At 35.7% G+C, this 13577-nt stretch carries 8 protein-coding genes; 2 read left to right on the top strand and 6 right to left on the bottom strand.

Annotation, left to right across the window (positions count from 1 at the left end; all coding sequences use genetic code 11):
- Window positions 1-131 precede the first annotated feature (131 nt).
- Window positions 132-1883, top strand: coding sequence for a lysophospholipid acyltransferase family protein (locus AY601_RS16980; protein WP_068403198.1), 1752 nt, complete (start codon window positions 132-134; stop codon window positions 1881-1883).
- A 167-nt stretch (window positions 1884-2050) separates the two neighbouring features.
- On the opposite strand, the gene AY601_RS16985 is transcribed toward AY601_RS16980, so the two are convergent.
- Window positions 2051-3190, bottom strand: a complete 1140-nt coding sequence (locus tag AY601_RS16985) for a redoxin domain-containing protein (protein ID WP_068403200.1) — start codon at window positions 3188-3190, stop codon at window positions 2051-2053.
- 142 nt (window positions 3191-3332) lie between these two features.
- Between AY601_RS16985 and AY601_RS16990 the strand changes: the two genes are divergently transcribed.
- The gene (locus AY601_RS16990) at window positions 3333-3644 is read left to right on the top strand and encodes a nucleotidyltransferase family protein (protein ID WP_068403202.1); all 312 of its coding nucleotides are present in this window, start codon (window positions 3333-3335) and stop codon (window positions 3642-3644) included.
- 163 nt (window positions 3645-3807) lie between these two features.
- Here the strand turns inward: AY601_RS16990 and AY601_RS16995 are convergent, their stop codons facing one another.
- The 5 genes from AY601_RS16995 to AY601_RS17015 form a co-directional block, all read right to left on the bottom strand.
- Window positions 3808-5037, bottom strand: a complete 1230-nt coding sequence (locus tag AY601_RS16995) for a hypothetical protein (RefSeq protein ID WP_068403204.1) — start codon at window positions 5035-5037, stop codon at window positions 3808-3810.
- A gap of 2 nt (window positions 5038-5039) precedes the next feature.
- Entirely contained in the window at window positions 5040-5363 is a 324-nt protein-coding gene (locus AY601_RS17000) for a hypothetical protein (RefSeq protein ID WP_068403206.1), read from the bottom strand.
- Window positions 5364-5540: 177 nt separating this feature from the next.
- Window positions 5541-8852: a TonB-dependent receptor gene (locus AY601_RS17005; RefSeq protein ID WP_068403208.1), complete on the bottom strand. Its 3312-nt coding sequence runs from the start codon at window positions 8850-8852 to the stop codon at window positions 5541-5543.
- A gap of 300 nt (window positions 8853-9152) precedes the next feature.
- Window positions 9153-10559, bottom strand: a complete 1407-nt coding sequence (locus AY601_RS17010; RefSeq protein ID WP_068403210.1) for a hypothetical protein — start codon at window positions 10557-10559, stop codon at window positions 9153-9155.
- A gap of 79 nt (window positions 10560-10638) precedes the next feature.
- Window positions 10639-13443, bottom strand: coding sequence for a TonB-dependent receptor (locus AY601_RS17015; protein WP_068403212.1), 2805 nt, complete (start codon window positions 13441-13443; stop codon window positions 10639-10641).
- Between the last annotated feature and the right edge of the window lie 134 nt (window positions 13444-13577).

A 13577-nucleotide genomic window follows, 5' to 3' on the forward strand; every position in this document is an offset into this window, starting at 1 on the left:
AGCCTAAACGTGCTATCAGATAAATTTTAAACTTTTCTAAAAATATAAATCTTATTTTTGAGATTGATTCAGGAACATATTTAGCTGTCTATCGCAAATATGCTCTCAATTCTCCCCTTTTAAAAACAAATATGAAGATCATAACAACCAAAGAATTTGCAAAGGCTACTAAAATTGATAAACTCGGTGTTCCGGGACTTGCAGATTTACTGATGGAAGTCATGAAATTGAACGATATTAATAAAGTTTTCTCTCAAAACCAGCATTTCAATGGTTTGGAGTTTGTAGATAAAATACTGGAAACTATAGGGGTGTCAATTGATTTCGATGAAGATGACCTGAGAAATATTCCAAAGACAGGTGGTTTTATTGCGATTGCAAACCATCCATATGGCGGGATAGAAGGACTTGCATTGGTTAAACTATTATGTACTGTGCGCCCGGAAGCTAAAGTAATGGTAAATTTTATCCTTCAGAAAATCCCTAATTTAAATGAGTTTTTTGTTGCCGTTAATCCTTTTGAAAATGTACAGCACTCTTCAAGCATCAGCGGATTAAAAGCAACATTTGATCTATTGCAGAACGGGGTACCTATTGGAATCTTCCCTGCAGGTGAAGTCTCAACCTTTAGCCTGGACAAACAAGAAATTACAGACCGCTTATGGCATCCTGTAGTTGGAAAGCTTATCGCCCGTGCAAAAGTACCAGTAGTCCCAATTTATTTCCATGGCAATAATGGGGTATTGTTCAATATCCTGAGTTTTATTCACCCTACCCTGCGTACGGCGAAATTACCTTCAGAATTCCTGAATAAACAAGGACTGAAAATAAAAGTCAGAATAGGGAAACCCATTCATATCGAAGATATTTCTTACCGCAACAACACTAATAAATTACTTGATTTTTTACGTGCACGTACTTATGCCCTTGGTACAAGTATAGAACAGGAAAAGAAATTGTTCAATCCAATTAATCTTTTCAAAATCAAGAAGACTCCGGAGCCAATTATTGAAGAAACTCCAAGAGCAAGTATTGTGGAGGAAATTGAACAGCTGGAAACATACAGGGTGTGGACGGAGAAAAATTATGAAGTATACATTACCCCTTCAGCTAATATTCCAAATATATTAAGGGAAATAGGCCGATTAAGAGAAATAACTTTCAGAGAAGTCGGCGAAGGTTCTAATAAAAAGATAGACCTTGATAATTATGATATTTATTATCACCACTTATTCATCTGGGATGTAGATCAGAAAAACATCGTTGGTGCTTACCGGATTGGTAAGGGAGACGAGATTCTGAATACTTTAGGCAAAAGAGGATTTTATCTTTCTGAGCTCTTTAAAATAAGAGATCCATTCTATCCTGTATTAAGACAGGGGATTGAACTGGGACGTTCATGGATCCGAAAAGAATATCAGCAAAAAGCATTACCGTTGTTCTTGCTATGGAAAGGTATCTTAAAATATCTTTTAGATAATCCGCAGTACCGTTATATGTTTGGCCCGGTTAGTATCAGCAATAACTTTTCTAAGTTCTCTAAATCATTGATTGTTGATTTCATTACCAAGAATCACTTTGATTATGAGTTGGGACAATATGTAAGACCAAGAAATAAATTCAAGGCAGATTTATCAGCGATTGATAAAGACCTGCTAATTGAAAGTAGTGATTCTTTAAAAGATCTTGATGTCTTGATATCTGATATTGAAAATACGCATATTAAAATCCCTGTGTTGTTAAGACAATACCTTAACCTCAATGCGAAGATTATCTGCTTTAATATAGATCCGAAATTTTCAGATTGTCTGGATGGATTCCTCGTGGTGGATATGCAAAGTATCCCACCAGAGATGCTGGAGAAAATTGGTAAAAACTTTTAAAAACAAATAGCCCGGACATCCACCCGGGCTATTTTGTTATCAACTAAACCTAAACTTGATAAATACTAACCAAATATTTACATCACAAATATAGAGGTGATATGTTAAGTCAGGATTAAGGATTAGTTATTTGTATTAAACATTTCTATACATTAATAACATCTCTGTTATTTCATATATTCAGCCAGCTGATATTGCAATTCGACTCCATTTAAGTCCCTGGTGACGATTATTCCATCAGGATCAATCACAATACTTGCCGGAGTTCCCTGAGTGCCATAAAGCTTTGAAGTAACGAGTGACCCGGATTTTAATCCCCAGACCTGTATCCATGGGAGTTTATTTGCTTTCACTTCTTTTGCCCAGGTTTGTTTTCTCTTTTCAGGATCTAAAGAAATACTGATAATTTTAAATTTCTTCTGCTTATATAATCCGGCAGCTTTAATCATTTTATAGTTTTCTGCTTTGATCAGGTCATTACCTGTAACCCAGAAATACAGAACCACATAATTGCCGCGATAAGAAGACAACTTTACCACTTTGCCGTTCACATCAGATAAAGTAAAGTCTGGCGCAGGCGTGCCGACAGCACCCTGGCTCATGGTCTGAATGCGTCTGCCGATACGCTGCCCTTCTGGTGTATTCCGGAATTTCGCATCAATAGACCTGTAAGCAATACCAGTTTTGCTCATATTCTTTCCATAACCCATATCAATAATATCAGTCAGGGCGTACAGGCTAAAGTAAGATTGAGGGTTTTCATGGATAAACTGTAACTGCTTTTCAAAGCGCGCTGCTTTGAATTGATGCATGTATTCATCAAATTCTTTAAAAAATGGATAGGAACGCCACAAATAAGGAGAAATCCTGTTCCTGTAATTTTTATAAGCAGCAGTGACTGTACCTCCGATAAACTTGTTATACGCCATATACGCGTCATTGATCTTTGAACCGGTAACCTGACCACGTATCAAAGAATCCTGAGCGGTAACTTTAATTTCAGAATTGTCTAAAAACAGACCTAACTCATCCGTATTATTTTCCAGACCAATACTATCTTTTCCAACACCGTATCTGTCTAAACTTAAGTAAGCGAGTCCTGGCTTTTTTGCAATGCCTTTAAATTGAAAGATGCCATTATTTACAACTGCTGAATCCAGTATTTTAGCTTGATAAGAATCCAAATACACTTTTGCAGGTCCATGGAGACCTTTGATTTCTCCCTTGATTGTAAAACCTTTCTGTTGAGCAGCAGCTCCACTTATTCCAACACTAAAAACTAATAACCTTAAAAATATACGCTTCATAAAATGGGTAACTATAACTAAAATGAAATGAATAAATCATCATTTCGGGGCCAATATAGCAGAAACTTACAGAGATTAACTAATTTCCAATACTCCAATATGGGATTTTTATTTAAGTTAAATCTTTTGATTAACTTTGGATATGCAGACGAAGGTTCAAAATAAACAATCCTTATTTTCTTTACTAAAAGCTAACAGCCACAAGTTAAGATCATTTGGCGTGTCTAAATTAAGCGTATTCGGCTCCTTTATTACCGGTAGGCTCCATGCAGATAGTGATGTCGACCTTTTAGTCGAATTTGAACCTGAGCAAAAGACCTATGATAACTTTATGGACTTATCTTTCTTTCTGGAAGATTTATTAGGAAGAAAAGTCGAAGTTGTAACCCCTCAGTCACTTAGTAAGTATATCGGTCCTCATATTCTAAATCAGGCAGAATATGTTCCACTTTAACATCCTAAGCTTAATTTAAATATTTTTATATAACAAAAAATCCTTAACTATTAATTTAGATAAGGATTTTTTGTTATATCTTCCATAAAAGAGATGTTATCCCATTCATTAATGCTATTTTCTATCATCTCATTGAGATCATAAAAATTTCATTTACCAAATGCTAATCATTCCAATTATTAAACATCTCAGAGTAACCAACCTGAGATGGATTTTCAAGTGAAGTAATCTTAAATTGGTAGAAAAAACTATTCCCAGCTGGTATACTATTATCCCCAGGTCTGGTAAAATAACCATTATTTGGAGTAGATTCAGTTAGCCTTTTAACAAGAATACCTGAACCATCATATAAATCAATTGATACATTAGTTGCACTTATTCTATCTGGTAACCAGTTAGCAGTAAGCCTTTCACTATAAGAACCTGAACTATCCGGCCTGAATATCCAAAAAGCATTTGGGAAAGCATTTGGAAAACTACTATCAAAAAGGCCGGCATGATCATTAACAAAGTGAAAAATACCACTTCTTCCAGTTTTATGACCCGATACATCTTCTATTACAATATAGAACCTATACATCGGGATATAAGCGAAAGGCAGATCTAACGAGGAAAAATCAACAGCATAACTACCTGTGTTTGGGATTGTTTTTTTCATCCGAATAGCTGGCTTATCAAGAAATGATGAATATAGAGATATAGTAACTTCATTTGAAGTCAATTTTGAGGCATTCCATTTCAAATTTAACTGTTCAGCAGGTAATTTAATCCCAATAGGATTAAGTTCTATCAAAAGATGATTCACTGACTGATCACCGTTACCTGGCACATCATCACTCAAACGACGCGCCGGATAAGTTATCAGATCAAAGATATCAACTGTAACAGGTGCATAAAATATACCAATCATATTATTTGATAGATACTTCGTCAAAGTTTTCTTCTGATTGCTATCATAATATGTTAACTTAATCATTAGGGAGCCTGTTGTTATTTTCGCTGGTAATTCAGCAGTTAAAGCTTTATCATACTGTAAATATGCATAACCTGAGTCCCAGTCTGTTGCTCCCTGCTTAAAATCCTTATTGGTAATTTGCCTTGGAGCAGAAATCTCCTGATATGTTCCGCATACTCCACAATTAGAATACACCAATGTAACAGTTGAAGTTGGGTCTTCGTAGCTACCATTAGCTAATAGATTCCTACTTAACATGACCTCAAATTTAAAAGCCGTTTTCACATTCGCATCTGTTACTTTCAACTGCCCTGATACTTGGTAAGCTGCCTGAATTTTAAACGAATTCAATGCTACATCAGCTTTTGAGATGAAAGCATTAACAATAACCAAAGCAAACAGAAGAAAGGCTTTTTTAATTAGGTTTAAACTTTTCATAATTATTTCCCGAAAGTTGATTGGTAAACATTTGCAGAAGAATAGTCAGACTTAACCTGATCCCTGGTAAACTTATGTCCTCTTATGATGAACTCGTTGATCGCGCTATCATAACTGATTTCTTTCTTATCTACGTTTAAGGTTATAGACAAAAATTTAATTAAACTTTCATTAGAAACAGAGTTAATTTCTGTCTTTACTTCGGTATTTGTATTCTCTGCTACGGGTTGTTCTGTTTTCTTACAAGACGAGCCAACCACAATAGCTAATATTAACATAAAAGCCACTTTCATTAATGAGAGCTTTAAAATAGATTTATTTTTCATAGTTTATTTTTCTTACAATGTAAAAACATCTTATTAAGGCTTCATTAAGACAAAATTAACATATCAGTAAAAACAACATATTTAACAGAAAACAAAAAAAATTCTAACAAATAGTCTTTACATAAAAAAGGCGTGTTATCTATTGATAACACGCCTTTTTTATGTAAAGACTATTTGTTAGAAGCTGTATCTCAAGCCAAATTGCATTTGGAATCTTGATGCAAAGAAGTCTTTTGAATAACTACTTGCATTATCTTTATTAAATGTATAAGTCGGATAAGTAGTAGCTGTTCCAGCTGTTCCTGGTTTCAAACCTATACTTGCCATTGAGTTATACGTGTTAGGAGAGAAATACTGAACTCCCCAGTCTTTGTTTAATAAGTTTGTTAAGTTAACGATGTCATAAGTGAATGTTAAAGTATGTTTATGCTTTCCGCTTTCTACGATTCTGATATCCTGAGTAAAACGGAAGTCAAGTTGCGTATTCCAAGGTGTACGTGCTGCATTTCTTTCTGTGAAATTACCTCTTCTTGTTTTAAGATATTTATCACCATCGATATAAGAATCAAACGCTGCTGCTTGTGCCACTGCTGAAAATGCCGGAGTTCCTGGTGCTGTAGATGTTGCGGGTACGGCTGCTATATCTTTAAAGAAATTAACAGTTTCACCAGCTTTAGGAATATAAGCCAGACTTACGTTCTGACCAGTTCCATTAATCGTAGTATTCAGGAATCCATAAGAGTAAGGGGAACCTGATTGTGCACTATAGAACAAAGAAAAACTTGATACATATTTATTCGCCTTATCCCATGCAAATCTATAATTAACTGTAGATATGATACGATTACGTACATCAAAGTTAGAAGTCGCTAACTGAGGATTGTTAGGGCTTAAAGCCTGGTTCAACTGCCAGTTAGATTCCATTGAATTTCTGATACCGTTAGTCAAATCTTTAGACTGTCCATAAGTATAAGCCGCCATTACATCTAAACCGAAAGGGAAAGATTTTGAAACCTGACCAGTCACACTGTAACGGTATCCTTTACTTGTATTAGAAAGCAAGTAAGCATTAGTATATAGAGGATTAATTGGAGTCTTTGCATAAATTGGTTGTTGATGTTGCGTATCGTAAACCAAATAAGTAGGGTTATCAGTAATATTGATCTGTTGGAATTTCAAATCATTGATAACTTTAGTATAAATACCTTCTACTGTAAATTTCCATTGGTTCTCAGTTTTATAATCAAAAGCTAAACTGCTTCTCCATGTTTTAGGCATTTTGAAATTGTTATCAATTAAATCTACCTGAGTTGCACCATTTGGATCATTAACATTAATTGGTTTACCATTTTTATCAACTTGTTTAGAAACAAATCCGGCTTCACCATTTCCATTCAAAGCATCTCTGATTGGATCAGTTCCTGCTGTATATGCAATTTTAGTCTTATCGTTATCATATGCACCATAAGTTACCCCGTTATTGTAATAAGCATAACCTAACCATGCAAAAGGAACTCTACCTGTGAATAAACCACTACCACCACGCATAATTAAACTTTGGTCGCCCAATACGTCGAAGTTAAATCCAACACGAGGAGAGATTTGAATCTGACCGAAGAAGCTATTTTTAATCTCGTTCGGTTTTGTATAAGTAAAAGTTGTACCATAGTTAGCATCTACAGGAGAACCAGTAGTTTTTGAACTTAAAGGTTGTTTGTTTGGCATATCAGCTAAATCAAATCTCAAACCATAAGTTAATTTGAAACGATCAGATACTTGCCATTGATCTTCACCATAAACACTATACATATTTAACTTGAACTGTGCTGGTGGATTAGCTATAATGTTATCCCTTGTATTGTCAGCATAATTGTAGTTGGTACGAACACGGTTAGGAATGCCATTCAGGAAATCATTTACACTACTATAAGATACACGACCATTCCAGGCATTCACGAAACCATAAGTGATATTATATAACTCATTGTGCGTACCAAAAGTAAACGTGTGTTTTCCTTTAGTTAAAGTAAAGTTGTCAGTAAATTCAAATGTTTTTTGTTTCATATTGAAAATACTCGCTTCACGGTCTGTACCCAAAAAGATAGTTCCACCATTTGCTCCGCTAATTTCAATCTGCGGCAAAGCAGGATTAGAAGTTGGCGTTCTATAATCATGGATATTTGAATAACCAACTACTAAGCTGTTAGACATTTCATTATTAATTCTGCTTTTTAACTCAGCAACAGTAGAACTTTGATTATTTGTTTGTTTATAATCAATACCACCAAATCTAAAGTTTGACTGATCACGCTCTAAATTCGTCGCTTCAGAAGTAATGGTGTTGTTACGGATAGTCAATTGATTTTTATCATTGATATTCCAGTCTACACGATTGAAGAATTTATTTGATCTGGCATAGATATTATAGTTTCCAAAAGAACCAGCATCAATACCATATTTGTTCTTCATCAGATCAGAGATTTTCTGCGCCTGATCTAAAGTCAGAACTTTCATGTCAGGAGAACCAGCACCTAAGATCACAGGATCCTGACGACGGGTAATCTCCTCATTTGTAAAGAAGAATAATTTATTTTTAATAATAGGGAATCCCAATCTGAAACCAGTCTGGTAATCATGAAAAGCAGAAGGCTCTTTTGAACCATCACCAGCTTTGTTTTTACCAATCAAATCAGCATTACGACCGTAACCATAAACAGATCCCGATACATCATTGGTACCAGAACGCGTTACCGCATTCACACTACCACCAGTAAAGTTACCAATCTTAACATCGTAAGGAGCTAATAACACCTGAACATCCTGAATCGCATCAATCGATACCGGGTTTGTTCTTGTACTGCTACCTGGCATACCAGAACTTCCGCTCTGACCACCTAATGAAGGACTGAAACCAATGGCATCATTATTAATCGCACCATCAATAGTTACGTTATTGTATCTGAAGTTGGTCCCCATGAAAGAGTTATCTTTACTGCCTTGTGGAGTTGTACGGGTTAAATCCGTTAAGCTTCTGCTTACAGTTGGCATATTTTTGATTTGCTGCTCACCAATCTGAGTACCCGAACCAATTTTAGTACCGCCTTTTGTACCTTTAACAGTTACTTCACTCAATTGTTGTCCTTCATCTGTTAAGGTGAAGTCTAAGCGCTGGTCAGTACCCAGACCAAGGCTGTTAATGTCTTTTTCCTGTTTATTATAACCTACATAAGTTACAGTGATTTTGTAAGGTCCACCAGGATTTAAGTTATTGATACGGAAGTATCCATCAGATCCTGTAACCGCACCATATTTAGTTCCGGTTGGAACATGTAAAACTAAAACACTGGCTCCGGGAATAGTCTGTCCCTTTGCATCTTTAATTTTACCGTTAACGCTTGATGTCGTTACCTGAGCATTTACTCCTAACCCCATAAAAAGGAGAAAAGTAAGCATCACGCAGGAGAGATTAATTGTTAGAAATTTTTTCATTTTTCTTGCTTCTGTTTTTTTTGTAAAACTAGGGCAGCAATGTGACGTTAATATTAATTTCACATTAAAGCGACGCAGGTTTAATGTTAAATTAAGATTGGATTAAAACGGGATTAAAAAATGTGATTAAAGGGTCAATAAAACGGTTTATACAGCATATAATCTTAACATGTAAACAACAAGAAGCCTTAAAGTAATATTGTGTTAATATTAAGCTTGTGTTAAGTAGCCCATAAAACGCAAAAAAGAGCTGATCATAATGACCAGCTCTTAGAAAATATTAGTATTAATCTAATTCAATTAGAATGACGCGCCTGTTGAAGCTACAGATCCTGATTTTAAAGTAAAATTAGGAGCAGTAAGACTAAATGGAGCTGACAATAAAGCTGAAGCAGCTGTCTCATCAATTATTGTGTTCGCATTTGCAGTAAGGTAAGTTTTCAATAAATCTACACTTGCAAAAGAACCGTTGTTTGGAAGACCAACTTCCACATCTCTACCTGCAGTATACGATTGATAGATATTAGTTTTAATTAATGATGAACCATCTGTTAATGCATCACTGGTTTCTTTGTTACGAACATCTATACCATATTTGAAACCTATAAAAATAGAATTTGCAAGAATCATTTTCGATCCGCGTCTCCACATATTAGCATATTCATGTTTATCGTCAATTTTACCCACGTTTCCAGGACCAATTAAAGTCAGATTAGAAATAACCGGACGTGTTTTTGGCGCAACAACAAAGTCTTTTTCAGAGTTATCAGATTCAATACCATTAGACTGACCACCCTGGTCTGCTAATGCAGGATCACGCTGACCTGCTAAAAACTGAAGTTTTCCGGAGAAACCATTGTCAAAGTCAAACACATCATCAACGTTAGCGGTCGATATCAGGTGTTTCGCATTTACTGTTCCACCAAACCACTCAAATGAATCATCACCAGAGTAAGCAACCTGTATATAATCAACAGTTGTTGCACTTCCAACAGATCCAAATGTTACACCATTGATTTCATTCGAAGGCTGAAATGCGATACCAGGAAATTCAACACGTACATATTTTAGCACACCTGAATTATCAGCAGCATCAGTACCACCATGATTACCGAATGGAGCAGTTAAACCACCTTCAATTAAACCAGTACCACCTGGTATATTATTTGTCGACTTTCCTAAAACAATTATTCCACCCCAGTCACCAGGAGCTCTTTCACCAACAGCTTTATTAGAAGTAAATACAATTGGTTTAGCAGCGGTACCTTCTGCAATTAGTTTACCACCACGGGTAACAACAAGTGTACCTTTAGAAGTTTGATCTCCTCTGATCACAGTTCCTGCAGGAATTGTTAAGGTAACACCATCTGTTACATACACAAAACCAGATAATAAGTAGACCTTACTTGCGTCCAGTGTTCTGTTCGCAGTAATACTTCCAGCTAACGTCTCTGTTGCAGCACCATAAACCGTAGTTTTTGGTGTGAAATTTGCCCAGCCAGCGGTCCAGTCTGTTGTTCCAAAAGCACCTCTGTAGGTTACTTTTTCAAAAAAAGAATCAGCTAAAAGAGCATTTGATGGACCTGAATTTACTGGTGGGTTAACAATAGGATTAACAGGATTATCAGTACTTTTTGAACAGCCGGTAAAAGTTGCAGTACCAGCCATTAATAAGGCAACTATGCCTAAGTTTAATTTGTTTCTCATTTTTTTCAGTGTGATAATTAGAATTTATAAGGCTATTTTGTTTTCAGTTTAGAGTTATTAGTATTAAATCAGGTTTAGTCTATTTGATTCTATAAGAGAAACCAAGTGTAATAGTCGAACCAAAACGATCAGAAATATTTATATGATCAGTTTTTGCATCAAACCCAGCATTTGGATCTGTTCCTCTTGGCTTTTGATAAAATATGGCTTTGTTATTTAGGATATCGCTATAATTCAATTTGACCTCAGCTCTTGACTTAGCAAACTTTTTTGAAATCTGAAGATCGAGTACGTTTCTTGATTTCTCATAAATATCTGGGTCCTGCACATTCCCTACGGCCCAGATCCGTTTTCCAATTCTGTTATACAACAAGCTAACGCCCATTGAATTTTCTGCTTTTGAATTGTATTGCACACCCGCATTGATTAAATATGGGGATTGACCTTGTAAAGGGCGTTCGCCTGTTTTATTTACTGTTTCAGATACTTTTACTTTCGATTTCATATAAGATGCATTCGTACTGAAAGTAAAATCATTAAATCGTTCACCTATAAAATCCAAAGACCTTCTGAATTCCATTTCTATCCCATACAATGTTGCGGATTCAGAATTGGTATAGCCAAAAGTTCTTCCTGAAGTACCCAGCTGCAAGCTTTGTTCTATAGGAAGGTCAAAGTGTTTATAGAATGCAGATACTGAAAATACCTGACCGGACGAAGGGTAAACAGCGTAGCCAAGGTCCACATTAGTAGTTTTAGACTGTTTCAAATCAGGATTACCAACAACTGAAACGTTTTTATTAAAATCATAAAAACTAAATGGAGCAATCTCTCTAAACTCTGGTCTCCCTACAGTTTGTGAGCCAGATAGACGAATATTAGCCTTCTCCGTCAGGTTATAAATTAAGTTTACGGAAGGCAGCAAGTTGGTGTAAGTAGTATCAACTACTAATGGGGTAAAAGTATTGTCAGCGCTGGTTAACTTTTGATGGTACGATTCTAATCTCGCACCAATACCTAATCTTAGTTTTTCAGTAAGATAACCGTCAAACATCACATAACCCGCATTTAAAAATGAATTCGCATTGTACTGATCAGCACCGTTTGTAATCTCATTCAGTACAAAACCATTCTCTCTGATATTCTCAGGAGCAAAAATCTGATCCTGAGGTAGATTTAGCAAAGAAGTATCAAATGTGCCATTTCGAGAAAATCCAATTACCCTTGCTGCAAAATCACGTTTTCTATACTGTCCAAAATAACCAAACTTGATCTTGTTATTATCCTGGAACCACTTTACCGGCACTGTAATATCAAATGATCCACCATATAAGTTTTCATTCAATTTAGAAGAGAAATTACCACCGAATCTGGGGTCAGCCTGTCCTGAAGAAGGAATACTGGCCCTGGTATAACCTGGCTGTCCATTTTCCTCCTGGTATTCCATTCTTTTAAAACCTGGTTCTTTTCTATCCGTATTTGCAAAATTCAGATTCCAGTCTAATTTAATTTTGCGCTCTTCAGACAACAAGTGATTACCTGTTAACTGATTTGAGATTAATGACCTTTGCAACAGATAATCAGCAGTTCTTAGAAACTTAGTTTGAGAATCATCAAAACCTTCACGAGAAGTGAATTGGTTTTCAAGGACCTTGTTATAGATGTTTTTTAATGCGATTTTATTATTGCCCCATGAATAGGCAAAATTTGCAAGTCCACCGATATTTGTATTATAACTATATACTTTATCATTAAACTGATCACCTAAAGCATCTCCCGCATAAGCTTTTTGCTCACTCTCTTTCAATCTTTCATCATAACGATATGAAAGTGACAATACAGTACCAAACTGGCTATCATCTTTAAATCTTTTTGTTGTACCGTAATTCGCCTGAAATATTGGCCCCAATATTGATTTCACGCCACCGTATCCCCAATTATTCGCGAATTGTTTTGACATGGATACCCTGTCAGCAACAGGCAAATTTAAATAATCTGACCTCGATGGAAATGAAGAAGGAATATTTCTGTCCTTATGATAAGTACCAAAAACTCCGTTTCCACCATTGGTAGTTTTCAAAAAATCTTTAAAAGTTGACTGTGTATTGAAAGATGTCCCTAAAGAAAGGTTAAGGAATTTGTTATCTGGAAAATCTTTAGTGGTTATCTGTACAACGCCTCCTGAAAAATCTCCGGGAATATCGGCAGAAGCAGTTTTATTGACAACAATTGCATCAATTAAATTGGCTGGAAGAATATCAAATGAAAATGCTTTTTTATCAACTTCTGTATTTGGTAGTACAGCATTATTAAGCATAGCTGAATTATATCGGTCCGATAAACCTCTGACGATAATAAATTTGTTATCCTGTATACTTGCGCCACTAACGCGTTTTAACACATCTGACGTATTTCTATCAGGACTCTTTCTGATCAGCTCAGCAGAAATACCACTCGAAATACTCAGGTTAGCTTTCTGATTTGCATATAATGTGCTTACAGATTCCTGACGAGCTTTAGAAGTTATCACGACTTCATTTAAGTCCTGAGAATTTGATTCCTCCATTACGATGTTAATCGTAGTGGCAGAATTTGCGCCAACCGCTATCTCAGTAATTTCTTTTGTGGCATACCCTACATAAGATGCTTGTACAGTATATTTACCTGGAGCCAGGCCTTCGATAATATATCTTCCCTCTACATTTGTGGAAAGACCTTTCGATGTGTTTTTTATTTTAACGGTAACACCAATAAGAGTCTCACCAGTCTTTTTATCAGTTACAGTACCTGCTATTTTACCGGTACTTTGTGCAAATCCTGCCGCACTTATAAATACGCAAAATAACGTAATTATAGCTTCTTTAAGTTTTAGTTGTAATTTCAATTTTGCCTTGATTAGTGTACAGGCAAAAGTATTACCACAATATTAACAGCAAGTAACCTGAAAATTACCATTAGTTAACCATAAGATCAACCCAGCATTAACACCTAGGCTGGCCAGTATTTAAAAACGGTTTA

Source organism: Pedobacter cryoconitis (assembly GCF_001590605.1).
GTDB lineage: Bacteria > Bacteroidota > Bacteroidia > Sphingobacteriales > Sphingobacteriaceae > Pedobacter > Pedobacter cryoconitis_A.

Excerpts from the sequence above, each read along its gene's own strand:
- AY601_RS16980 (WP_068403198.1), top strand. The coding sequence starts at position 132 with ATGAAGATCATAACAACCAAAGAATTTGCAAAGGCTACTAAAATTGAT.
- AY601_RS16985 (WP_068403200.1), bottom strand. The coding sequence starts at position 3,190 with ATGAAGCGTATATTTTTAAGGTTATTAGTTTTTAGTGTTGGAATAAGT.
- AY601_RS16990 (WP_068403202.1), top strand. The coding sequence starts at position 3,333 with ATGCAGACGAAGGTTCAAAATAAACAATCCTTATTTTCTTTACTAAAA.
- AY601_RS16995 (WP_068403204.1), bottom strand. The coding sequence starts at position 5,037 with ATGAAAAGTTTAAACCTAATTAAAAAAGCCTTTCTTCTGTTTGCTTTG.
- AY601_RS17000 (WP_068403206.1), bottom strand. The coding sequence starts at position 5,363 with ATGAAAAATAAATCTATTTTAAAGCTCTCATTAATGAAAGTGGCTTTT.
- AY601_RS17005 (WP_068403208.1), bottom strand. The coding sequence starts at position 8,852 with ATGAAAAAATTTCTAACAATTAATCTCTCCTGCGTGATGCTTACTTTT.
- AY601_RS17010 (WP_068403210.1), bottom strand. The coding sequence starts at position 10,559 with ATGAGAAACAAATTAAACTTAGGCATAGTTGCCTTATTAATGGCTGGT.